Source organism: Micromonospora sp. WMMD708, from assembly GCF_049315245.1.
In the GTDB taxonomy this organism is placed as follows: domain Bacteria; phylum Actinomycetota; class Actinomycetes; order Mycobacteriales; family Micromonosporaceae; genus Micromonospora; species Micromonospora wenchangensis.
Window position 1 is genome coordinate 3,254,052 of record NZ_CP186060.1, and the last position, 23,352, is coordinate 3,277,403.

Below are 23,352 nucleotides of genomic sequence, written 5' to 3' on the forward strand. Positions count from 1 at the left end.
CCAAAATGATCCGTGCCGGGGCGCAGTATTCACCGCCGGAATTATCACCCCGATGACAAAGGATGGCCGATCGTGTCGGACGCCCTGCTCGACATCGAGCCCGGTCTCGCCGGTCTCGCCCCGTCGGTCGGCGACCACCTGCGGGGGCTGCGCGGGCCGCTGCACGGGCGGATCCTCGCCACCGTCCGGGCCGCGATGGCCGCCCAGGGCCGGTCGCTGACCGGTGGGCAGGGGCAGGGCCTGGCGCTGGGCGTGCAGACCGCCGTCGACACCTTCGTCGACGCGGTCGCCGACCCCGGCCGGGAGCTGACCGCGACCCGGGAGGTGTTCCACGCGCTGGGACGCACCGAGTACCGCGAGGGGCACCGGGTGGACGCGCTGCGGACCGTGCTCACCCTCGGGGCCCGCGACATCTGGGCCTTCCTGGTGGAACACGCCACCGCGCAGACCGGGCCCGCCGGCCCGGCCCCGGCCGACCTGTACGTGATCGCCGGGGCGCTGTTCGGCTACGTCGACGCGCTGGCCGGGGCCGCCGCCGAGGGGTTCCTCGCCGAGCAGCGGGACACCGCCCAGGACTGGGCCACCACCCGACGCCGGCTGGTCACCCTCCTCGTACAGCCCGACCCGCCGACCGGGGCGGTGCTGCACGCCGCCGCCGACGCGGCCCGCTGGCCGTTGCCGGCGACCGTGGCGGTGTTCAGCGTCGACGGCACCGACGCCGAGCACGTGGCCCGGGGCATCGGCGCGGGCGCGCTGGCCGCCGTCGTCGGCGACGCCATCCGGGTGGTGCTGCCCGACCCGGGTACGCCGGGACGGCTGGACCGGGCCCGGCAGGCACTGGTCGGACGGCGGGCCGCGCTCGGGCCGACGGTGCCACGGCAGCGGGCGCGGTTGTCGTACCGGCTGTCCCGCCGGGCGCTGACCCTGCACCAGCACGGTGCGCTCGGCCCGGACCCGGTGGTGTCCTGCGACGACCACCTGCTCACCCTGCTCACCGCGTGGGAGCCGGGCCTGGCCGGGCACCTCGCCGGCACGGTGCTGGCCCCGCTGGCCGGGCTGCGGCCCACCACCCGCCGGGCCCTGGCCGAAACCCTGGACGGCTGGCTGCGCCGGCAGGGGCAGGTGGTCGCCGTCGCCGAGGACCTGCACACCCACCCGCAGACGGTCCGCTACCGGATGCGGCAGCTGCGCAGCCTGTTCGGGCCGGCCCTCGACGACCCGGACGCCCGCCTCCTGCTGACCCTCGCCCTGCGCCAGCATCCGACCGGTGAGCCGGATCATTCCGGCGACGGTTGAACCATGTGATCACGAAATACGAACCACTGTGCGTGCGTACCACCCGTTCCGCCGTGCTGCTGGGGTTGCTCCTCGCGCTGCTGTCCGTACCGCTGACCCCGGCGACCCCGGCCGCCGCCCACGCCGCGCTGGTCGCCACCAGCCCGGTCCGCGACGCGGTGATCGGCTCGCCGCCCGCGGAGGTGGTGCTGGTCTTCAGCGAGTCGGTCTCCCCGGTCATCGGCCGGGTGCAGGTGCTCGGCCCGGACGGCCGGCGGGTCACCGCAGGCGAGCCGGTCGCGGACGGGGCCACGCTACGCATCCCGGTCCGGGTGCCGGACCGGCCGCTCGGCACCTACCTGGTGAGCTACCGGGTCATCTCGGCCGACAGCCACCCGGTCGCCGGCAGCTTCGCCTACTCGGCCGGGGCGCCGTCGGCGACACCGCCGGAACCGGTGAGCGTGGACGAGCGTCCCTCGGGCGCGTGGACCCCCGCCGCCCGGTACGTCGGCTACCTGGGCCTGGTCCTGGCGGTCGGTCCCACCCTGTTCGGCGCGGTGCGCTGGCCGCGCCGTCACCGCCGGCGCGCGGTGACCGCCACCGGGTACGTCGGTCTCGCCCTGGTGGCCGTGGGCACCGCCGGGACGTGGGTGGCGCAGGCTGCGGACATGGTCGGGGTGCCGGTCGGCGACCTGACGCGCGGCGACCTGGCGGCGGTGGCGGACAGCGACGTCGGCCCGGTGCTGGGCGCGCGGCTGGCGCTGGCCGGGATCGCCGCCGGGCTGCTGGCGGCGGTGGCCGGCGGGCGGGCCGGGCGGGGCCGGCGGGCGGCGCTGGCGGTGGTGGGCCTGGCCGGGCTGGTGACCTGGCCGCTGGCCGGGCACCCGGTGGCCTCGCCGCTGCCGCCGGTGAGCATCCTCGCCGACGTGGTGCACCTGGCCGGGATGAGCGTGTGGCTGGGCGGGCTGGTCACCCTGGCGGTGTTCCTGCTGCCCGGCACCCACCGGCGGGTGCTGGGCCGGGTCCTGCCGGCCTGGTCACGGTGGGCGACCGTCGCGGTGGGGTGGCTGGTCGCCTCCGGCGTCGGGCAGGCCGCGATCGAACTCGGCCGGCCGGGCGCGCTGGTCGGCACCGCGTACGGTCGGCTGCTCTGCGCCAAGGCGGCGCTGCTGGCCGCCGTGCTCGGCGTCGCGGCCTGGCAGCGGCGGGCGGTGCGTACCGGCCGGGCCGCCGACCGGCCGGGCCGGGTCGCGCGCGCCGCCGGGGTGGAACTCGCCGCCACGGCGGTGGTGCTGGCGCTGACCGCCGTGCTGGTGCAGACCTCGCCCGGTCGGACCGCCGGCACCGAAGCCGCCCGCGCCACCCGCGAGGGGGTGGCGCAGACCCTCACCAGCGGCACCTACACCCTCCAGTTCGACATCTACCCGGTACGGGTGGGGGTGCCGAACTCGTTGCACGCGTACGTCTACACCCCGCAGGGGCAGCCGCTGCCGGTGGCCCAGTGGACGGTCAGCCTCGCCCTGCCGGCGGCCGGGATCGAACCGATGACCGTGCCGGTGGACACCCCGGAGCCGCACCACGGCAGCGCCGAGATCAGCCTCCCGGCGCGCGGCGACTGGACGATCCGGTTCACCGTCCGCACCAGCGACATCGACCAGGCCACCGTCACCGCCACCGTGCCGGTCCGCTGACCGCGGCCGACCCCACCGGGGTACGGGGTGGCCGGGCCACCGGCCGTTACGGACCGCCGGGCCGATCAGCTAGCCTGCATCGGCCCGGGTGCCCCGGGGCGGAGGGAGGACACCATGAGCACACATTTGTCCCGCGATGTCGCGCGGGAGCGGGACGCCGCCGATCCGCTCGCCGGCCTGCGGGACCGGTTCGTGGTCGACGACCTGCTCTACCTCGACGGCAATTCGCTGGGCCGGCTGCCGGCCGCCACCGGCGACCACCTGGCCGGCCTGGTCCGCGACGGGTGGGGCACCGAACTGGTCCGCAGCTGGCCGACCTGGATCGAGTGGCCGCGGCGCATCGGTGACCGGATCGCCGCCCACGCGCTGGGCGCCCGCGACGGCGAGGTGATCGTCTCCGACTCCACCTCGGTCAACCTCTACAAGCTGGCCGCCGCCGCCCTCGACGCCCGGCCCGGCCGGGGCACGATCCTGGCCGACGCCGAGGAGTTCCCCACCGACCGGTACCTGCTGGAGGGGTTGGCGGCCCAGCGCGGGCACAGCCTGCGGCTGCTCCCCTCCGACCTCGACGAGGGGCTGGACCCGGACACCCTGGCGGCGGCGCTGACCGAGGACGTGGCACTGGTGGTGCTGTCGGCGGTGTCGTACCGCTGCGGGGCGCTGCTGGACGTGGCGGCGGTGACCGAGGCGGCCCGCCGGGTCGGCGCGCTGGTGCTGTGGGACCTGTCGCACGCGGTCGGCTCGGTGCCGCTGGACCTGACCTCCGCCGGGGCCGACCTCGCGGTCGGCTGCACCTACAAGTACCTCAACGGCGGCCCCGGAGCGCCGGCCTTCCTCTACGTGCGGCGGGAGTTGCAGGAGTCGCTGCGGCAGCCGATCTGGGGCTGGTTCGGCCAGCGGGACCAGTTCCGGATGGGTGCCGGTTACGAGCCCGCGCCCGGCCCGGAGCGGTTCCTGGTGGGCACCCCGTCGGTGCTCGGGATGGCCGCCCTCGACCCGGCCCTGGACGTGCTGGCCGACGCCGGGATGGCCCGGGTCCGGGAGAAGTCGGTACGCCTCGGCGAGCTGATCGTCGAACTGGCCGACGCCTGGCTCGTCCCGCACGGCTTCCGGCTCGCCTCGCCCCGCGACCCCGCCCGGCGCGGCGGGCACGTGTCGCTGTACCACCCGGAGGCGTTGCGGATCTCCCGCGCCCTGGTCGACGCCGGGGTGGTCGGCGACTACCGGGTGCCGGACCGGCTGCGGCTCGGCCCGGCGGCGCTCTACACCCGCCACGTCGACGTGTGGGACGCGATGGACCGGCTGCGGGACATCGCCGAGCGGCGGGCCTGGACCGGGGTGCCGGCGGAGCCGTCCCGGGTCACCTGAGCCGACCGGGGCAGATCCCGGATTCCCCCCGCCCCGCCGCCGACTTCGTACCAGCATGTCGGGTGGAGGCGGGGGGTGGCGTGGACGTCCTGGTCCTGATCGTGGTGCTGGCCGCCACCGTGCTGGTCGGCACCACCATCGGCGGCCGGTACCGGGTCGCCCCGCCGGTGCTGCTGATCACCATGGGTGGCCTGCTTGCGCTCCTGCCGCCGCTGTCGGACGTGGTGCTCGAACCCGAGGTGGTGCTGCTGCTCTTCCTGCCGGCCGTGCTCTACCGGGAGAGCCTGGTGATCAGCCTGCGGGAGATCCGGTCGAACCTGCTGGTGATCGCCTCACTGGCGGTGGCGCTGGTGGTGGTGACCATGGTGGCGGTGGCGCTGGTCGCCAAGACGCTGGGGATGAGCCCGCAGGCGGCCTGGGTGCTGGGCGCGGTGCTCGCCCCCACCGACGCGGCGGCGGTGGCCGGCCTGGCCAAGCGGATGCCCCGCCGCATCCTGACCACGCTACGGGCCGAGAGCCTGGTCAACGACGGTACCGCGCTGGTGCTGTTCTCGGTGACGGTCGGACTGATCGTCGGCGGGTCCGCGCCGGGGGTGCTCGGGTTCCTGGGCCGGTTCGTCGGCTCGTTCGGCGGTGGGGTCGCCGCCGGGCTGGCGGTCGGACTGCTGGTGGTGCTGATCCGCCGCCGGTTGGACGACCCGCTGCGGGAGGGCGCGCTGAGCGTGCTCACCCCGTTCGCCGCGTTCCTGCTCGCCGAGGTGGTGCACGCCAGCGGGGTGCTCGCCGTCGTCGTGGCCGGGCTGCTGCTGTCGTACGCCGGTCCGAGGGTGATCCGGGCCCGCTCCCGGGTGCTGGCGTACGCCTTCTGGGACCTGTCCACCTTCCTGATCAACGGGGCGTTGTTCGTGCTGCTGGGGATGCAGATCCCCCGGGCGGTGAACCACGTGACCAGCATCTCGCTGGTGCGGTCGGTGGCGATCGCCGCCTCGGTCACCCTGATGGTGGTGGTGGTCCGGCTGGTGTGGTTGCAGTTGTTCTCCTACGGCCTGCCGGTGGTGGGCCGGGGCGCCACGGTGAGCCGGCGGGTCCGGGTGGCGGCCGGCTGGGCGGGGTTCCGGGGGGCGGTGTCGCTGGCCGCCGCCCTCGCAGTGCCGGTCACCACGGCCACCACGCACACGCCGGTGCCGGAACGGGATCTGATCATCTTCTGCACCGCCGTGGCGATCGTGTCGATCATGCTGGTGCAGGGCACCACCCTGCCGGCGGTGGCCCGCTGGGCCGGCCTGCGGGGCGACGAGACGCGCGGGGACGAGGTGCGGCACGCCCGCCGCCGGGCCACCGAGGCGGCGCTGACCGCGCTGCCGGACGTCGCCGCCGACCTCGACGTCGACCAGGAGGCGGTGGACCGGCTGCGCGCGGACTACCAGCGGCATCTGGACCTGGTGACCGCGACCGGTGCCGGGGACGAGGCCGACCGGGCCCAGGAGTCGGACACCCGGCTGCGGTTGGGGGTGCTGGAGCACAAGCGCCGCGAGGTGACCCGGCTGCGCGACAACAACGAGATCGACGACAGCGTGCTGCGCGAGGTGCAGGCGGCGCTGGACATCGAGGAGATCCGCCTGCTCGGCCCCCAGACCGAGGACTGACGCCACGCCTCCGGAGCCGCTGACGGATGCGGAGGGTAGGCACCCGGACACTTCCTGCGCTCAACGCCGGGCGTACCGTTGCGCGACACCTCACCCACCTGGTCACGGCAGCAGCGGTACGCGCGGGACATCGTGGACACCATCGCCACAGGTCGCCGTCGGGCCATGACGAACGAATTGGCGGCCCTGGCTGAGCTGATGGGCGGCGCCCGCTGACTGGTACGGCGCGTCCGAGTCGGTGCGAGGCGATCTTCGGATCGCACCTTCCGCACCTGTCTGATCACCCTCGGTAGCGCCAGCCTGTGTTTCGGTGGCCGACTCGTTGAAGTCGGTAGCCGGGGGTCGGGCACAGCGGCGACGTTTCTTCGAGAACGTCCCGCCATGCCCCCTATCGATGGAGGTGGGCATGCGGGACCAGGATGACAAGCCGGGGGCGAGCCGGAGCGAGCAGTTGGAGGAGGCTGAGCGGGAGGCGGCGCGGCGACGAATTCTCGCGCAGGCGGAGGCCGAGCGGATACCGGTGGAGGAGACCACGCGGGCCGTACCCGACCGGCAGTGGCGTCGTGGACAGTAGCGGGCTGTTGCCGGTGGGGCGGCGGGTTGCGCGCCGGCGGTGAGATGCGGGCGGCGAGGTCGGCGATGCTGGCCGCCGCCGCCCACGGCGAACGACGCGGCGGTGGCCGGCCTGCTCGACGAGGCCGACGACCTGGCCGCGCTCGTCGGTGACGGGCACGACCACCACCGGACCGGTTTCGGACCGACCGCCGTGGCGGTGGCGCGCGCCGCCACGGCGGTCGAGCTGGGCGACGCCCCCGGCGCGTCGGCCCGGCACGAGGAGGTCATCCGGCGGGACGGCTGGCGGTGGCTGCCCGTCGGGCACCGGGCCGCCTGCCTGGTCGATGCGGCCCGCGCGCATCTGGACGGCGCCGATCCGGTCGGGGCCGGCCGGGTCCTGGTCCGGCTCGCCGCCACCCTCGGGGTGGTTGAGGGTCCCGCCGCAGGTGGGACGGCACCCGCCCCCGCCGGGCGCCCGCGCATTGACAGTCGCATACGTGCGGAGTTACGGTGCGCCAGGAAAGCGCTTTCACGGCTGTTCCCACCTCCACCCCCCGTCCCCGGAGGTTCATCCGCCATGCGCACGAAGCGCCTCCGCCCGCTCGCCGTCACCGTCGCGGCGCTCACCGCCGTGCTGCTCGCCCTCACCCAGTTCGGCGGCGCGCGGGTGGCCCACGCCGCCCCGTTGTTCAGTGACGACTTCTCCGACGGCGACCTGGCCGGCTGGTCGAGATCCGGCGGCACCTGGTCGGTGGTCTCCGACGGCAGCCCGGCGTTGCAGCAGGCCAAGGCCGACACCGGCGACGCCCGCCTCTTCGCCGGCAGCTCGTCCTGGGCCGACCAGGTCGTCCAGGCCCGGGTCAAGCCGCTCACCCTGCCCGGCAACGGCCTGGTCGCGCTGCTGGCCCGCGCCAGCGGCGCGACCAGCTACTACCGGCTCGCCCTGCTCCCCGGCGACCAGGTCCGGTTGGAGGCGGTCCGCAGCGGCCGGGCCACCCCGCTTTCCACGGTGTCCCACCCGGTGACCACGGGCACCTGGTACACCCTGCGCATCGAGGTCGCCGGGACGACGGTCCGGGGCTGGGTGGACGGCGTCCCCGTCGGCTCCGGCACCGGCACCCTCACCGCGACCGGCCGGATCGGCGTGCAGACCGGCCACGCCACGGCCCGCTTCGACGACGTGGTGGTCACCAGCGGCGGCAGCACGCCGACCAGCGCACCGACCACGCCCACCGCGACCCCGACCGGCGCACCGCCGTCCCCCACCCCGACGGTCACGCCGACCACCGTGCCGCCGACGTCCACCCCGACCGGCACGCCGCCGGCCGACCGGTCCTCGGTGGTCGCCGCCGACGGCAGCGGGGACTTCACCAGCGTGCAGGCGGCGGTGGACGCGGTGCCGACGGGCAACGCGGGCCGGTACACCATCACCATCAGGCCGGGCACCTACCGGGAGACGGTGTCGGTCCCGGCCGGCAAGCCGTACGTGTCGTTCGTCGGGTCGACCGGGAACGCCCGGGACGTGGTGATCGTCTACGACAACGCCTCGGGCACCCCGAAGCCGGGCGGTGGCACGTACGGCACGTCGGGCAGCGCCTCGGTGACCATCGACGGCAACGACTTCACCGCCCGGCACCTGACCTTCGCCAACGACTTCGACGAGGCGGCGCACGACTACAGCGCCGAGCAGGCGGTGGCCGTGCTGACCCGGGCCGACCGGCTGGTCTTCGACGACGTGCGGTTCCTGGGCAACCAGGACACGCTCTACCACAACAGCGCCTCCGTCGACGCGGTCGGCCGGGCGTACTTCCGGGACTGCTACGTCGAGGGCGACGTCGACTTCATCTTCGGCCGGGGCACCGGGGTCTTCGACAATTGTGAGATCCGCTCGCTCGACCGGGGTTCGACCACCAACAACGGGTACGTCACCGCCGCCTCCACCATGATCTCCAACCCGTACGGCCTGCTCTTCACCGGGTGCGTGCTGACCACCGACGCGGCGGCGGCGCAGAGCGTGCACCTCGGCCGGCCGTGGCACCCGGGCGGGGACGTCAACGCGATCGGGCAGGTGGTGTTCCGCGACAGCGTGCTCGGCGCGCACGTCAAGGACTCCCCCTGGACCGACATGTCCGGCTTCTCGTGGCGCGACGCCCGGTTCGCCGAATACCGCAACAGTGGACCCGGGTCGACGGTCACCGCCGACCGGCCGCAGCTGACCGACGCCCAGGCCCCGGACTTCACCCCGCAGCGCTACCTGGCCGGCGTCGACGGCTGGAATCCGATCCCCTGACGGCCCGCGCCGCCGCCGGCCACGACCCCGCCGGTGGCCGGCGGCGCGACCCCGTCGACTGTGGAGCATTTACATTTAACAAACTTAACTGATAGCCTCCCCGCCATCGACGAGGAGGTATGTCATGCGACTTCGACCTGCGACGACGGCCGTGCTGGCCGGTGCGGTGCTGTTCGCCGCCGCGCTGCCGGCCGCGAACGGCGTCGCCGCGCCGACCACCGCCACCGCCGGCACCCTCGCGGCCTGCTCCGCACCGGCCTGGGCCGAGGGCGTCAGCTACCCGGCCGGCACCCGGGTCAGCTACCTCGGCCACCTCTACGAGTCGCTGGTGACCCACACCCCGCCGGCCGGCGCCGGCTGGAACCCGGCCGCCGTCCCGGCGCTCTGGCGCGACCTGGGCGAGTGCACCGGCACCCCCTCCCCCACCCCGTCACCGACCCCGACCGCCACGCCCACCCGGCCCCCGTCACCGACCCCGACGCCCACCCGCACGCCGTCCCCCACCGCCACGCCCGGCACGACGACACCGCCGCCCGACGGCACGGGTTGCGCGCTGAAGCCCCGCCCGGCCGGTAAGGTGCTCCAGGGCTACTGGGAAAACTGGGACGGCGCGGCCAACGGCGTCCACCCGCCGCTGGGCTGGATCCCGATCACCGACGCCCGGATCACCGGACACGGCTACAACGTGGTCACCGCCGCCTTCCCGGTGATCCGCGCCGACGGCACGGTGCTCTGGGAGGACGGCATGGACGCCACCGTTAAGGTGCCCACCCCGACCGAGATGTGCCAGGCCAAGGCCGCCGGGCTGACCCTGCTGCTGTCGATCGGCGGCGCCACCGCCGGCATCGACCTCGGCTCGGCAGCCGTCGCCGACCGGTTCGTCGCCACCGTCGTGCCGATCCTCAAGCGGTACCACTTCGACGGCATCGACATCGACATCGAGACCGGACTCACCGGCAGCGGCGACATCACCCGGCCGTCCACCTCACAGGCCAACCTGATCCGCATCATCGACGGGGTGCTGGCCCAGATGCCGGCCGGCTTCGGCCTCACCATGGCCCCGGAGACCGCGTACGTCACCGGCGGCAGCGTCACCTACGGCTCGATCTGGGGCGCGTACCTGCCGGTCATCAAGCGGTACGTCGACAACGGACGGCTCTGGTGGCTGAACATGCAGTACTACAACGGCAGCATGTACGGCTGCGCCGGTGACTCGTACCCGGCCGGAACGGTGGCGGGCTTCACCGCCCAGACCGACTGCCTCAACGCCGGCCTGGTCGTCCAGGGCACCACCATCCGCGTCCCGTACGACAGGCAGGTGCCGGGCCTGCCCGCGCAGCCCGGCGCCGGCGGCGGCTACCTGGCACCGGCCTCGGTGGCGCAGGCGTGGAACGCCTACCGGGGCGGCCTGAAGGGGCTGATGACCTGGTCGGTGAACTGGGACGGGTCCAAGGGCTGGACCTTCGGCGACAACGTCCGCACGCTCCAGGGACGCTGAACCCGACGGGTCGGGGCCCCCGCCCGCAGCGGGGCCCCGACCCGTCGGGAGTATTCCGGGAATGACAGCCGACCCCGTACCCGCACCGGCGACGCCGATGACCTACCGGCAGGTGCTCACCACCCGCAACGTGCCCCAGTTGCTGCTGTCGGCCTCGCTGGCCCGCCTGGCGTCCGAGATGCTGCTGTTCGTCGTCGTGCTCTACGTCCTCGCGCGGTTCCGTTCCCCGGTCCTGGCCGGGCTGAGCGGGTTCTTCCTGACCCTGCCCGGCTTCCTGGCCAGCCCGATGGCGGGCGCGCTGCTCGACCGGGTGGGCGCCGCCCGCGCGGTCGTCCTGGACAACCTCGCCAGCGCCCTCCTCATCGGTCTGATCGCGCTGGCATCCGCGGGTGGCCGGCTCACCCCCGCCGTGCTGCTGGCCCTGCTGGGGCTCTTCTCGTTGACCAGCCCGCTGAGCGCGGGCGGGATCCGCACGCTGATCCCCCGGTTCGTGCCCGACGCCGCCTACGACAAGGCCAACGCGCTGGACCTCAGCACCTACTCGGTCATCGAGGTCGTCGGTCCGCTGGTCGGCGGTGCCGTGATCGCGCTGATCGGCCCCGACCCGGCGCTGGTACTGGTGGCAGCGATGTACGTCCTGGCCGCGCTGAGCCTGCTGCTGCTGCGCGGGTCGGCCGCCGAGCCGCCCCGGGCCGAGCGCCGGCACCTGCTGCGCGAGGCGTGGGAGGGCGTCACCTACCTCGTCCGCGACGCCACCCTGCGCGGGCTCGCCCTGTCCTACTCCTGCTTCCAGGTCACCTTCGGCATCCTCGTCGTGGCGGTACCGGTCTCGGTGGCCCAGCGGGTCGGCGGCGCAGGACACACCGAGCAGTACACCGGCGCGCTCTGGAGTCTGGTGGGTCTGTGTGGTGCGGCCGGTGCGCTGGCCGCGGGCAGACTGCTGCGGGCCGGCCGCGAACGGCTGCTGCTGATCGTCACCATGGCGCTCTCCGCCGTCGCGATCTACCCGCTGGGCGTCATCGCGACGCTCGCCGTCCTGGCGGTCGGGCTGGCGTTGTTCGGTCTGCTGGAGGGTGCCCTCAACGTGGGTGTGCTGTCGCTGCGACAACGGCGCACCGATCCAGCCCGGCTGGGCCGGGTCATGACGGTTTCCATCAGCGTCAACCTGATCGGATTCCCGGTCGGCACCGCGCTCGGCGGGGTCCTGGTCGGGCGTTCCGGGTCGCTCGCGTACCCGGTCGCGGCGGGCTTCGCGCTCCTCGCCGCGCTGTGGGGCGCCCTGGTCATCCCCCGCGAGCCGGCCGGGCAGGCGCCGGTCAGAGCCGGGCACCCACGTCGACGCCGCGTGCGGGGCGCAGGAAGTCCGACGTCGGGACGGATCCGTCGGCGGCCCGGGGGCCGGTGATCGTCGTCGGGTCGGTGCTGGCCAGCGGCCAGGTGCCACCGAGGTCCCAGGAGTTGCCGGTCCCGGTCGAGGAGCCGGGCGACACGTCCGGGGCGTTGCCGACCGCGAGGTTGCGGTTCAGTTGGGAGGAGGATCGGGAGACGTCGAAGCCGGCCCTACCGTTGCGCCATGCGGTATTGCGCTCGAAGACCAGCGCGCCGGGGTTGCCGTTGTCGACGAAGCCGCCGGCCGAGTTGCCCCAGGCCATGCTGTTGCGGGTCACGTGGTCGACGGCGGGGCGTGGATCGTTGCCACCGCCGTGCTTGAAGCCGTTGCCGTCACCTGCGTAGTCGGGCAGGTCCCAGTAGTTGTAGCCGTTGTCGTAGGCGACGCTGTCCTCGATCAGGATGGGCGACTCGAACAGCCAGGCGTCGAACCCGTCGTCGGAGTTGCGCCACAGCCGCGCGCCGCTCACCCGGTTGTCGAGGCCCGCACCCTCCTTGATGGCCAGCCCGTCGGCGCTCTCGCCGTTCTTGCGGGGGTCGCGGTTGCCGTAGCTGTCCAGGTTGACGATCCGGTTGCCGCTGGACTCGCCCTGCAGGTGCAGTCCGGACTCGTAGTTGTCCCGGGTGACCAGGCGCTCGTACCTGCCGTAGTTGGTGTCGACGCCGAAGATCCCGTACGGGCCGTGGATGATCTCCAGGCCGACGAACCGCCACCAGTCGGCCTCGACGTGCAGCACACCCCGGTCGGCGCGGGGGATGCCGGCGCCCACCGCGGCCGGCGTGTACGGCATGTTCTCGCCGTCGATGACCACCTTCTCGCCCTGGTAGTTCATCAGGGTGATCGGGTGGTACCCGTTGCCGTCCTTGAGGATCTTGATGGTGCTGGTCGGCGCGTAGGTACCGCCGCGTACCGCGATGGTGGTTCCGGGCTGGGCCAGGTCGTGCGCGCGTTGGATGGTGCGCAACGGCCGGGCCAGCGTGCCGGGGTTGGCGTCGTCGCCGTCGGTGGCCACCACCAGCACGACGGTCCCGGGCGGCGGCACGGTGGGTGGCGGGGTCACGGGCGGCGTGCCGGGTGACGGCGTGACCGACGGGGTGGGGCTCGGCGGTGTGGGGCTGGGCGGTGTGGTCGGCGCGGTGCCGCCGTCGCGGACCAGGACGTCGTCGAAGGTGGCCACCGACGACGCGGTCTGCAACCCGATCCGACCGGCGGCGACCAGCGGGCCCAGCCGGCGCTGCGGGGACGGGCGCATGGGCGTACCTCCGGCGGGCGGGTGGCGAGGGAGCGAGAAAGCGCTTTCCCCGGACGATACGAGAGGACATCGACATCCGTCAACCTCAGGTGTCACCGTGACCGGAGGTCGAACGGCGCGGCGGCCGACCCCCGGGAAGGGGATCGGCCGCCGTGGTACGCCCGGCGTCACCGCCAGGTGTCGTTGGCGCTCCACGAACCGGTGGACCCGACGGTGGCGCTGCGGTTGCCACCGGACTCCCAGGTCACCGTGCCGTTCGGGTTCTTCTTGAGATATTTGTACTCGAACGTCGTGTTCGCCGGCAGGGCGACCGCGGCCCGCCACAGCGGGTAGGCGGCCGAGGAGAGCGCCACCGCGTTGGCCGGGTTCCACGAGCCCAGCGCCGCGACGCTGCCCACCACGAAGACGTTCTGCCCGTACGAGGTGGTGGCGTTGACGGTGAACGACGCGCCCTGGGTGCCCGCCGGGTCACCCCGGAAGGTGTCGGTGACCGACGCGGTGCCGCCGCTCGGCGTGGTCAGCGTCCGATTGCTCCCCGATTCCCAGGTCACGACGCCGGCCGTGGTCTTCTTGAGGAACTTGAACTCCACGGTCGAGGACGCCGGCAGGTTGACCACCGCCCGGTACGTCCCACCGCCCTGCGCGGTCAGCGGGACGGCGGCGGCCGGGGCCCACGAGCCCAGCGCAGGGACACTGCCGACGACGTAGGCGCTCTGGTCGCCGGCCAGCGCGGCGGTCACGGTGAAGGTGGTGGCGACCGTGCCGGCCGGTGCGGTCGGCGTCGGCGAGGCGCTCGCCGTGGGCGTCGGGGTGGCGGTGGGCGTGGTCGCCGGGCCGCCCTTCGCGTTGACGTGCAGCGCCACCGCACCGTTGGCGGGGATCTGCACCGTGGCCCGGCCGCCGCTGACGGTCACCGTGGTGCCGGTGCAGCCGGCCGTGCCGCGCGCCCCGGAGATCACGTCGCAGTACGACCCGTCGGCCAGGCCGGTGGTGAAGGTGGCGGTGGTGGCGGCCCCGGAGTCGTTGATCCCGATCCAGGCCCGGTCGCCCCGGTGGAAGCCGATGACGTTGCTGTTGACCACGGTGAAGTCGGAGACGGTCTTGACCGACTTCGCGGTGTTCGCCCAGCCGACCATGCCCTTGATCCCGGTGGACCGGGTCAGGCAGTTCCAACTGCCGCCGCAGACGGTGTCGGTGACGTACCCGTTGCCGTCGGCGGGCGGCGACTGGTTGCGGTTGGACCAGGTGAAGCTGTCGTAGACCGACGGCTTGCCGTGCGGGTAGGCCAGCGCGAAGTAGTTGGCCAGGACGTAGTCGCTGCCGTCGCGGTAGGACAGCACCACCCCGTCGCGCTCCAGGTCGTGGTTGGTGACCATGGCGAACACGTTGGCGCTGGGCGCGTCGAGGTTCCAGCTGCCGACGTTGGCCAGGTTGGCGATCGAGCCCTGGAACGCCGACTTCAGGCCCTTGGCGTACCCGAAGTCGAGCACGTCGCCGTTGCCGATGAAGGCCCGGGCCTTGAGCGCGTCGTTGCTGGCCCCGTCGAAGATCTCCTGGGCGACGTACGGGCGCTTGTTCTCGGCGGTGGTGTTGCGCACCTTGCCGAGGATCGCGGCGAAGTCGTCCTTCTTCACGTGCTTGACCGCGTCCACCCGGAACCCGTCGACACCGAGGCCGACCAGGTCGTTGAGGAACCCGGCGATCTTGGTACGGACGCTGTCCTTCTCGGTGTAGAGGTCGGTCAGGGAGAGCAGCTCGCAGCTGGTCACCTGCGCCTCGTTGTTCCAGTCGTTGATCGCACCGGAGGTCGGGCAGTTGTCCCCCGGGCGGTGGAAGTCGCCGGTGCCGTAGGGCACGGCCGGGAAGCTGTAGCCGGGGCCGGAGAAGTCGGTGCCGGCGTACCCGACGACCGACTCGGGGTTGTTGGCACCGGCCATGTGGTTGACCACCGCGTCGACGTACACCCGTACGCCGGCGTTGTGGCAGGTGGTGACCATGTCGGCGAACTGCTGCCGGGTGCCGAACCGGCTCTCCAGCCGGTAGGAGACCGGCTGGTAGACCTCGTACCAGGGGTGGACGCCGTCGGCGCTGCTCGGCAGGCTGACCGACTCCTGCGGCGGGGCGACCTGGACCGCGCCGTAGCCGGCCGGACCGAGGTGGTCGGTGCACGCGGCGGCGACGGAGCGCCAGTTCCATTCCCAGAGGTTCGCGGTGACCTCGCTGTCGTTGAGGGCGACGGCGGCGGTGGCGGGAACGGTGGCCGGCAGCGCGCTCAGGCCGGCGAGGGAGGTGGCGGTGACGGCGAGAGCGAGGAGGCCCCGTCGCAGACGGGTTCCCCGGGAGACGCGGGGTGTGGACATCGGGAGTGGACCTACTTCCGGGGGTCGAAGAGGCGCTTGGCGGTGGGACGGCCGTCCGGTGGAGAAGACGATGCGGCATTGATGAAAGGTTTTGCAAGACCTTGCGGCAAACTTTTCGACATCCGCCGGCAATGATCTGCAAGGTGTTGCAGGGTGCATCCCGTCCGCCACCCGGCGTCGCCGCCCCACCGTCCACGAGGGGCACCACGCACGCAGGCCCGGTTTCCCCGCCCCGGAGGTCGGGACGGGGAAACCGGGCCTGCGGGTGACCCTCGTTCAGGGCCGTGGCGGCCGGGTGCTCACATCGGGTCCCAGCCGTCGCTTCCGGCGAGGTAGCGCTGCGGCGTGTAGGTGGCCGCCTGCGCATCAGTGAGCTGCGGACGGTTGCCGTTCGTGCCGGCACCGGGCCCGGTGTTGCGGTACTCGCGGAACCGCGCGTTCTGCCACACGTTGCCGGACATGTCGGTCCAGGGCTGGGCGGTCTTCATGGTCGCGCTCAGCGTCGACTCGCGGTAGAGGACCTGGGCGTCCGGCCCCCACGGGCGGCCGAGCTGGGTGGTGTTGTTCGTCGCCCCGGTGACCGTCGACCGGTAGATCAGCATCCCGTACATCTTGCTGGCCGGCGTCCGGGCGGCGGTGATCGGTCCACCGGTCGACCGCTTCTCGTAGATCGAACTGCCGTCGATGACGATCGTGCCGCCGCCGAAGATGAAGTCGACGGTGCCCTCCACGTAGGAGCCGACCACGTACGCCCGGGTCTTGTCGTTGACCAGGAAGGTGTCCTGGTCACCGAGGAGCCGGACGTTGCGCAGCACCGCCCGGTCGGCGTTCAGGTGCAACGCCACCGCCTGCTGGTCGACGCCCGAGGAGTTCTCCACGAAGTCGTTGGCGATGGTCAGGTTCTCGGCGACGAAGTTCGCCCCGTCGACGAACATGCTCGCGCTGTTGAAGGTGCCGTAGGTCGTGCCGTCCGGCTTGCGGGTGCCTGCGGAGTTGTTGTAGACGAGCACGACGTTCGAGGGCGCCGAACCGAGGCCCCGCAGGGTGACGTTTGTCTTGTTCGACGCTACCCGGACGACCTCGCGGTAGGTACCGGGCTTGATGGTGATCGTGGTGCGGCTGGAACTGTTCGCCGGCACCGCGTCGATGGCGGCCTGGACCGTGCGGTACCTGCCGGTGCCGTCCGCGGCGACCGTCGGCGTCGCGGTGGTCGGCGGCGGCGTGGTGGTCGGCGGCGGGGTCGTGGTCGGGGGCGGGGTGGTCACCGGCGGCGGGGTGGTCGGTGGCGGCGTCGTCGGTGGCGGGGTGGTGGACGGCGGTGGTGTCGTCGGCGCGGCGGTGGTGGGGGTGGTCGACCCGGTGCAGGCGGTGCCGTTGAGGGTGAAGCCGGCGGGGTCGGGGTTGCTGCCGGTCCAGGTGCCGTTGAAGCCGACGTCCACGACGCCGCCGGTGGCGATGGCGGCGTTGTAGTCGAGGTTGGTGGCGACCACGTTGCCGCTGGTCGGGCTGGCGGTGAAGCCCCACGCGCTGGTGATCGTCTGCCCGGCCGGGAAGGTCCAGCCGAGCCGCCAGCCGGTGACGGGGTCGCCCAGGTTCCTGATCGAGATGGCGGCGGTGAAGCCGCCGGCCCACTGGGCGCCGACCTGGTAGGTGACCTGACAGCCGGCGGCGGCCTGCGCCGAGACGGCGGTGACGACACCGGCGACGAGGGTGGTGGTGACGGCGGTGGCGACGATCGACGCCGCCCGCCGGGTGCGATTTCTCACGAGCGAACTCCCCAGGGGTATCCGACACGGACAGCCGTGGGAGCGCTTTCCTGAGCCTCCCACACCCACCTTCCGCTGTAAAGCGTCACCGACCGGACACCCCTGGTGGGCGCGGACCGGTCCGGTCACCCGGTGCTGATCATCCTGTCGGTCGGGCCTGTTACGGTCGCGCCGCTGTCACACCAGTCGAGCCGGAGGTAGGCGTGATCCGTTCGCACTTGTCGTCGTTCGCCGGAATGCCGGTGGTCCCCTTCACACCGGGGATGACCCTGCCCGACGACCCGTCGGCCGTCGCCTGGCGGCTGGAGGTCGAGGACTTCGAGGCCGAGCCGGAGGAGTTCGCCGGCCTGGTCGCGGCGCTGCGGGCGGAGGTGCCCGGCGAGGCGGTCCGCGCCCTGGTGATCGGCGAGTGGGGCTCGGCGTACGAGCGGGCGCTCCCGGTCGACCTGCTGGCCGACGCCGCGAAGGACTGGACCGGCCTGCGCGCGGTGTTCCTGGCCGACCTGGTCAGCGAGCAGTGTGAGATCTCCTGGCTCACCCACGGTGACCTCACCCCGCTGCTGACCGCCTACCCGGAGCTGGAGACGCTGTGGGTACGCGGGGCCAACGAGCTGACCCTGCAACCGGTGCGCCACACCGGCCTGCGGGAGCTGGGCTTCCAGACCGGCGGCCTGCCCGGTGCGGTGACCCGGGCGGTGGGCGACTGCGACCTGCCCGCCCTGCGCCGGCTCGACCTGTGGCTCGGCCGGCAGGACTACGGCGGCGACACCGGCGTCGAGGACCTGGCCGCCATCCTGGCCGGCGACCGGCTGCCCGCGCTGCGGCACCTGGCGGTCTGCAACGCCGAGTTCGCCGACCACGTCGCGCGGGCGGTGGCCACCGCCCCGGTGGTGTCCCGGCTGGAGGTGCTCGACCTGTCGATGGGGGTGCTCACCGACCCCGGCGCCGAGGCGCTGCTGGCCGGGCAGCCGCTGACCCACCTGCGCCGCCTCGACCTGCACCACCACTTCCTCTCGCCCGAGGTCGCGCAGCGGCTGACCGACGCGCTGCCCGGCGTCCAGGTCGACCTGGACGACCCGCAGACGCCCGACGAGTACAACGGCACGGTCTACCGGTTCACCGCGGTCGGGGAGTGAGCGACGATGACCTTCGGTTCCCACGCCCGCACGTTCGCCGGCCGGCCGGTGGTCGAGTTCCCCGCCGACGGGCCGCCGCCCGTCGTGGACGGCGAGGTCTGCTGGCGGATCGCCGACTGGCACTTCGACGGGAACGCCCGGCAGCCCACCCTGTCGGAACAGTTCCGGGACCGGTTCGACAGGTTCGTCGAGCAGGTAGGTGACCGGGTCGAGGCGCTCGTCGTCGGGGCCTGGGGATACGCGGCGTTCCACCACGCCCCGATCGCCCAGCTCTGCGCGGCGGCGGACCGGTTGCCCCGGCTGCGGGCCCTGTTCCTCGGCGACATGGTCGTCGAGGAGTGCGAGGTCTCCTGGATGCGGGTCGGCGACGTCAGTCCGTTGCTGACGGCCTACCCGCAGCTGGAGGTGCTGCGGGTGCGCGGCGGCGAGGACTTCAGCTTCTCCCCGGTGCGGCACGGGCGGCTGCGGAAACTGTCCGTGCAGAGCGGCGGCCTGTCCCGGGAGTTCGTCGCCGCGGTGCTCGCCTCGGAGCTGCCCGCGCTGCACCACCTGGACCTGTGGCTGGGCACCGACGAGTACGGCGGGAACACCACCGTGGCCGACCTGGAGGCGCTGCTGGCCGGGAAGCTCTTCCCGGCGCTGCGCCGGCTCGGGCTGCGCAACGCCGAGATCGCCGACGAGCTGGCCGCCGCGCTCGCCACCGCCGCCGTGGTGCCCCGGTTGGAGCGGCTCGACCTGTCGCTGGGCACCCTGTCCGACGACGGGCTGGCCGCGCTGCTCGCCGGGCAGCCCCTGACCCACCTGTCCGCGCTCGACCTGCACCACCATTACCTGTCGGAGGAGGCCGCCGACCGGGTGGTCGCCGCGTTGCCCGGTGTCGAGGTGGACGTCTCCGAGCCGCAGGAGCCGGACGAGGACGACGGGGAGACCTACCGCTACACGGCGGTGTCGGAGTGACATGCGACTGACCGTGGTGGGCAACCCCGACAACCGGCGGGTCGCGCTGTTCCGGCGGGCCGTACGCGGGGCGGGGTTGCCCGATCCGACGGTGCTGCCCTGGGCGCGGGTGCTCACCGGGGCCGCCCCGCCGGACGCCGACGCCCTGGTCCGGATCGACTCCCCCGGCGAGGACGCGGAGGTGGACCGGCTGCTGCGCGGCGCGGCCACCCCCGCCCGGCACGGGGAGCTGATCGGCCTCGCCGACACGTACGCCGGGCTGGTGGCCGCAACGGGCCGGGTGGCCGCCGGGGGCGCGACGCTGCTCAACCACCCTGACGACGTGGCGGCGCTGTGCGACAAGCGCCGCTGCCACGCGCTGCTGTCGGCAGCCGGGGTGCCGGTGCCGGCGGCTTTGCCGCCGGTCGAGGGCTATCCGCAGTTGCGGGCGGCGATGGCGGCGGCCGGCTGGCACCGGGTGTTCGTCAAGCCGGCACACGGCTCGTCGGCGGCCGGGGTGATCGCGCTCGCGGTCGGGCCACGCCGGATCCAGGCGGTCACCCCGATCGAGATCACCCCGGACGGGCTGTTCAACTCGTTGCGGCTGCGCCGCTACGACGACGAGGCGACCGTCGCGGCGCTGGTCGACCGGCTCGCCCCGGAGGGCCTGCACGTGGAGCAGTGGCTGCCCAAGGCCGGGCTGGCCGACCGGGTGGTCGACCTGCGGGTGGTGGTGGTCGCCGGCCGGCCCACCCATGCCGTGGTCCGGGCGGCCCGGGGCCCGCTGACCAACCTGCACTTGGGCAACGCGCGCGGCGACCTGGCCGCGCTGCGGGCGGCGGCCGGCCCGACGGCCTGGGCGGCGGCGATGCGGACCTGCGAGCGGGCGGCGGCGTGCTTCCCCCGGTCGCTGCACGTCGGGGTCGACCTGATGTTCCTGGTGGGCTGGCGGCGGCATGCGGTGGCCGAGGTCAACGCGTTCGGCGACCTGCTGCCCGGGGTGCTGACCGACGGCCGGGACACCTACGCCGAGCAGGTGCACGCGTTGACAAGTGGCCGGTGGGAGCGGTGGCGGCAGGAGGTCGGATGCGCACGCTGATCGGCAGTCACGACATCTGCCTGGTCACCCTCGACACGCTGCGCTTCGACGTGGCCGCCGAGCTGGCCGCGGCCGGGCGGACACCCCGGCTGGCCCGGGCGCTGCCGGGCGGGCGGTGGGAGCAGCGGCACTCCCCCGCCAGCTTCACCTACGCCGCGCACCACGCCTTCTTCGCCGGTTTCCTGCCCACCCCGGTCGGGCCGGGCCGGCACGAGCGGCTGTACGCGGCGGAGTTCCCGGGCAGTGAGACCGCCGGGGACGACACCTGGGTCTTCGACGCCCCCGACCTGCCGACCGCGCTGGCCGGGGCCGGCTACCACACGCTCTGCCTGGGCGGGGTGGGCTTCTTCAACCGGCGCACCCCGCTCGGGTCGGTGCTGCCGGGCCTGTTCGCCGAGGCGCACTGGGAACCGGAGTTCGGGGTCACCTCCCCCACCTGCCTGGACGCGCAGCTCGACCGGCTGGCCGAGGTGCTGCCCGGCCAGCCCGCCGACCGGCCGGTGTTCACCTTCCTCAACGTCGCCGCCCTGCACCAACCCAACCGGCACCACCTGCCCGGCGCGGCGCACGACAGCCGGGACAGCCACGCCGCCGCCCTGGAGTACGTCGACTCCCGGGTCGACCGGCTGTTCGCCCTGCTCACCGGGCGGGGACGGCCGGTGTTCACGATCATCTGTTCCGACCACGGCACGGCGTACGGCGAGGACGGGCACACCGGCCACCGGATCGGCCACGACGTGGTGTGGACCGTCCCGTACGCCCACTTCACTCTGCGACCGGGGGAATGGTGACCAGCACCGACACGGGCCTCGACGGCTCGCCGTACCAGCAGTACCTCTACGCGTACCCGCACAAGACCTCCTACCGGGCACTGCGGCCCCGGCCGCTGCTGGCCGACGTGTGGCGGGCCGAGGCCCGCGACGCGCTCTTCCTCTACGTGCACCTGCCGTTCTGCGAGATGCGCTGCGGCTTCTGCAACCTGTTCACCCGGGCCAACGCCCCGCAGGAACAGGTGACGGCCTACCTGCGGCAACTGCGCCGGCAGTCCGAACGGGTCGCCGACGCGCTCGGCGACGACGCCGGGTACGCCCGGGTGGCGCTGGGTGGCGGCACCCCCACCTACCTGACCGCCGACGAGCTGACCGACCTGTTCGACATCGTCACCGGAGTCTCCGGGGCGCGGCTGCCGGGCGTACCGCTGGCGGTGGAGACCTCGCCGGCCACCGCGACGCCGGACCGGCTCGCGGTGCTGGCGGCGCACGGGGTGCACCGGGTGAGCATCGGCGTGCAGAGCTTCCTCGACGTCGAGGCGCGGGCCGCCGGCCGGCCGCAGCGGCGCGCGGAGGTGGAGGCGGCGCTCGGCGCGATCCGGGCCGCGGCGGTCCCGGTGCTCAACATCGACCTGATCTACGGCATCGACGGGCAGACGGCGGCGACCTGGCGGGAGAGCCTGGACGCGGCGCTGGCCTGGCGGCCGGAGGAGCTGTATTTGTACCCGCTCTACGTGCGGCCGTTGACCGGGCTGGGTCGGCGGGCCCACGGCCGGGCCGACTGGGACGCCCAGCGGCTGGCCCTCTACGAGCAGGCGGTGGAGGTCCTCGGCGCGGCCGGCTACCGGCAGGAGTCGATGCGGCAGTTCCGCCGCGCCGACGTGCCCGCCCCGGCCGGGCCGGACTACTGCTGCCAGGACGACGGCATGGTCGGGCTCGGTTGCGGGGCGCGCTCCTACACCACCGCGCTGCACTACTCGTTCGACTACGCGGTCGCGGTGTCGCAGGTCCGGTTGGTCCTAAACGACTACCTGGCCCGGCCGGCGGACGACTTCCGGTACGCCGAGTTCGGGTTCGCCCTCGACGGCGCCGAGCAGCGCCGCCGGTGGTTGCTCAAGTCGTTGCTGCGCGCCGAGGGGGTCGACGCGGCGGCCTACGCCGCCCGGTTCGGCCGGCCGCCGGGCGAGGACTTCCCCGAGCTGGGGCGGTTGGCCGACCGGGGCTGGGCGGACGCCGACGGGCTGCGGCTCACCCCGGCCGGGTTGGCCCGCTCCGACGCGATCGGCCCGTGGCTGACCTCCGCCCGGGTGAGGCAGGCGATGACCGGGTACGTGCCCCGGTGACCGCTGCGCCGCCGCACGTCGTACCGCCGCGCAGGGCGCTGCCGCTGCACCCCGTCGCACCCCGGGCGACGCGGTCGGGGTGTTCCGGAGCCGGGCCCGCCGACGTCGGGGCGGAGCTGGCGGTGCTCTACCGGGGGCCGTTGGCGAGCTGCAACTACGACTGCCCGTACTGCCCGTTCGCCAAGCGGGTCGACCCGCCGGAGCTGCTGCGCGCCGACCGGGCCGCGCTGGAGCGGTTCACCGGGTGGGTGGCGGCCACCACCGACCGGCGGCTGTCGGTGCTGTTCACCCCGTGGGGCGAGGGGCTGACCCGCAGCTGGTACCGCGAGGCGATGGTGACGCTGTCGCATCTGCCGCACGTCGACCGGGTCGTCATCCAGACCAACCTGGCCGCCCGGGTGGACTGGCTGGCCGACGCCGACCGGGCCACGGCGGCACTGTGGACGACGTACCACCCGGGGCAGGTCAGCCGGGAGCGATTCCTCGACCGCTGTACCCGCCTGTCCGAGCTGGGCGTGCGCTACTCGGTGGGGGTTGTCGGCCTGCCCGAGCACCTGGCCGAGGCTCAGGCGTTGCGCGCCGCCCTGCCCGCGCAGGTGTACCTGTGGGTCAACGCCGCCGACGGGCACCGGTACACCGCCGGGCAGGAGGCGGCCTGGACGGCGCTGGACCCGCTGTTCGGCTGGAGCGTCCGCCCGCACCCGTCGCTCGACCGCCCCTGCCACGCCGGGGAGACGGCGATCTCCGTCGCGGGCGACGGCACCGTGCGCCGCTGCCACTTCCGGCCCACGCCGATCGGCAACCTCTACGACGGGTCGTGGCGGGCCGCCCTGAAGCCCCGGGCGTGCGACGCCGCCCTCTGCGACTGCCACATCGGGTACGTCCACCTCAAGCCGCTCGGGTTGCGCGACGTGTTCGCCGGTGGGGTGCTGGAACGCATTCCCGCCGCCTGGCCGGCCCCGGGCCCCGAACTCTGA

At 73.7% G+C, this 23,352-nt stretch carries 17 protein-coding genes; 14 read left to right on the forward strand and 3 right to left on the reverse strand.

Annotated elements, in window-relative coordinates; genetic code table 11:
• Positions 1-72: 72 nt before the first annotated feature.
• The 8 genes from ACN260_RS14380 (at position 73) to ACN260_RS14415 (ending at position 11,728) form a co-directional block, all read left to right on the forward strand.
• Positions 73-1,296, forward strand: a complete 1,224-nt coding sequence (locus tag ACN260_RS14380) for a PucR family transcriptional regulator (RefSeq protein ID WP_422756445.1) — start codon at positions 73-75, stop codon at positions 1,294-1,296.
• Between the two features lie 32 nt (positions 1,297-1,328).
• Positions 1,329-2,966, forward strand: coding sequence for a copper resistance protein CopC (locus ACN260_RS14385; protein ID WP_422756446.1), 1,638 nt, complete (start codon positions 1,329-1,331; stop codon positions 2,964-2,966).
• Positions 2,967-3,080: 114 nt separating this feature from the next.
• Positions 3,081-4,334 carry a kynureninase gene (gene kynU / locus ACN260_RS14390; protein ID WP_422756447.1) on the forward strand — a complete coding sequence of 418 codons (1,254 nt, stop codon included), beginning with the start codon at positions 3,081-3,083 and terminating at the stop codon, positions 4,332-4,334.
• Between the two features lie 80 nt (positions 4,335-4,414).
• Positions 4,415-5,980, forward strand: coding sequence for a Na+/H+ antiporter (locus ACN260_RS14395; protein ID WP_422756448.1), 1,566 nt, complete (start codon positions 4,415-4,417; stop codon positions 5,978-5,980).
• Between the two features lie 406 nt (positions 5,981-6,386).
• The gene (locus tag ACN260_RS14400; RefSeq protein ID WP_168222501.1) at positions 6,387-6,554 is read left to right on the forward strand and encodes a hypothetical protein; all 168 of its coding nucleotides are present in this window, start codon (positions 6,387-6,389) and stop codon (positions 6,552-6,554) included.
• Between the two features lie 102 nt (positions 6,555-6,656).
• Entirely contained in the window at positions 6,657-8,825 is a 2,169-nt protein-coding gene (locus ACN260_RS14405; protein WP_422756449.1) for a pectinesterase family protein, read from the forward strand.
• A 124-nt stretch (positions 8,826-8,949) separates the two neighbouring features.
• Positions 8,950-10,323 carry a carbohydrate-binding protein gene (locus ACN260_RS14410; protein ID WP_422756450.1) on the forward strand — a complete coding sequence of 458 codons (1,374 nt, stop codon included), beginning with the start codon at positions 8,950-8,952 and terminating at the stop codon, positions 10,321-10,323.
• Between the two features lie 61 nt (positions 10,324-10,384).
• Positions 10,385-11,728 carry an MFS transporter gene (locus ACN260_RS14415; protein ID WP_422756451.1) on the forward strand — a complete coding sequence of 448 codons (1,344 nt, stop codon included), beginning with the start codon at positions 10,385-10,387 and terminating at the stop codon, positions 11,726-11,728.
• On the opposite strand, the gene ACN260_RS14420 is transcribed toward ACN260_RS14415, so the two are convergent.
• The 3 genes from ACN260_RS14420 to ACN260_RS14430 form a co-directional block, all read right to left on the reverse strand.
• Positions 11,640-12,965 carry a right-handed parallel beta-helix repeat-containing protein gene (locus ACN260_RS14420; protein ID WP_422756452.1) on the reverse strand — a complete coding sequence of 442 codons (1,326 nt, stop codon included), beginning with the start codon at positions 12,963-12,965 and terminating at the stop codon, positions 11,640-11,642. The two genes, ACN260_RS14415 and ACN260_RS14420, sit on opposite strands and share 89 nt — an antisense overlap.
• A gap of 167 nt (positions 12,966-13,132) precedes the next feature.
• A complete protein-coding gene (locus ACN260_RS14425; protein WP_422756453.1) occupies positions 13,133-15,325 on the reverse strand; it encodes a carbohydrate-binding module family 20 domain-containing protein in 2,193 nt (730 codons plus the stop codon).
• Between the two features lie 299 nt (positions 15,326-15,624).
• The gene (locus ACN260_RS14430; protein WP_422756454.1) at positions 15,625-17,091 is read right to left on the reverse strand and encodes a pectinesterase family protein; all 1,467 of its coding nucleotides are present in this window, start codon (positions 17,089-17,091) and stop codon (positions 15,625-15,627) included.
• A 203-nt stretch (positions 17,092-17,294) separates the two neighbouring features.
• Here ACN260_RS14430 and ACN260_RS14435 point away from each other — a divergent pair, with 203 nt between their 5' ends.
• The 6 genes from ACN260_RS14435 to ACN260_RS14460 are packed head-to-tail and all read left to right on the forward strand — an operon-like array spanning position 17,295 to position 23,352.
• Positions 17,295-18,227: an STM4015 family protein gene (locus ACN260_RS14435; RefSeq protein WP_422756455.1), complete on the forward strand. Its 933-nt coding sequence runs from the start codon at positions 17,295-17,297 to the stop codon at positions 18,225-18,227.
• A gap of 6 nt (positions 18,228-18,233) precedes the next feature.
• Complete coding sequence (locus tag ACN260_RS14440) at positions 18,234-19,184, forward strand: STM4015 family protein (protein WP_422756456.1); 951 nt, start codon at positions 18,234-18,236, stop codon at positions 19,182-19,184.
• A gap of 1 nt (position 19,185) precedes the next feature.
• On the forward strand, positions 19,186-20,262 hold the full coding sequence (locus tag ACN260_RS14445) for an STM4014 family protein (RefSeq protein WP_422756457.1): 1,077 nt from the start codon (positions 19,186-19,188) through the stop codon (positions 20,260-20,262).
• A complete protein-coding gene (locus tag ACN260_RS14450) occupies positions 20,250-21,053 on the forward strand; it encodes an STM4013/SEN3800 family hydrolase (protein ID WP_422756458.1) in 804 nt (267 codons plus the stop codon). The genes ACN260_RS14445 and ACN260_RS14450 overlap by 13 nt, the downstream gene beginning before the upstream one ends.
• Positions 21,050-22,375, forward strand: a complete 1,326-nt coding sequence (locus tag ACN260_RS14455; protein ID WP_422756459.1) for an STM4012 family radical SAM protein — start codon at positions 21,050-21,052, stop codon at positions 22,373-22,375. Before ACN260_RS14450 ends, ACN260_RS14455 begins: the two co-directional genes overlap by 4 nt.
• Positions 22,372-23,352 (forward strand): STM4011 family radical SAM protein, encoded by a 981-nt coding sequence (locus tag ACN260_RS14460; protein WP_422756460.1) that lies wholly within the window; start codon positions 22,372-22,374, stop codon positions 23,350-23,352. The genes ACN260_RS14455 and ACN260_RS14460 overlap by 4 nt, the downstream gene beginning before the upstream one ends.

Excerpts from the sequence above, each read along its gene's own strand:
- ACN260_RS14440 (WP_422756456.1), top strand. The coding sequence starts at position 18,234 with ATGACCTTCGGTTCCCACGCCCGCACGTTCGCCGGCCGGCCGGTGGTC.
- ACN260_RS14425 (WP_422756453.1), bottom strand. The coding sequence starts at position 15,325 with ATGTCCACACCCCGCGTCTCCCGGGGAACCCGTCTGCGACGGGGCCTC.
- ACN260_RS14445 (WP_422756457.1), top strand. The coding sequence starts at position 19,186 with ATGCGACTGACCGTGGTGGGCAACCCCGACAACCGGCGGGTCGCGCTG.
- ACN260_RS14415 (WP_422756451.1), top strand. The coding sequence starts at position 10,385 with ATGACAGCCGACCCCGTACCCGCACCGGCGACGCCGATGACCTACCGG.
- ACN260_RS14450 (WP_422756458.1), top strand. The coding sequence starts at position 20,250 with ATGCGCACGCTGATCGGCAGTCACGACATCTGCCTGGTCACCCTCGAC.
- ACN260_RS14400 (WP_168222501.1), top strand. The coding sequence starts at position 6,387 with ATGCGGGACCAGGATGACAAGCCGGGGGCGAGCCGGAGCGAGCAGTTG.
- kynU (WP_422756447.1), top strand. The coding sequence starts at position 3,081 with ATGAGCACACATTTGTCCCGCGATGTCGCGCGGGAGCGGGACGCCGCC.
- ACN260_RS14420 (WP_422756452.1), bottom strand. The coding sequence starts at position 12,965 with ATGCGCCCGTCCCCGCAGCGCCGGCTGGGCCCGCTGGTCGCCGCCGGT.
- ACN260_RS14410 (WP_422756450.1), top strand. The coding sequence starts at position 8,950 with ATGCGACTTCGACCTGCGACGACGGCCGTGCTGGCCGGTGCGGTGCTG.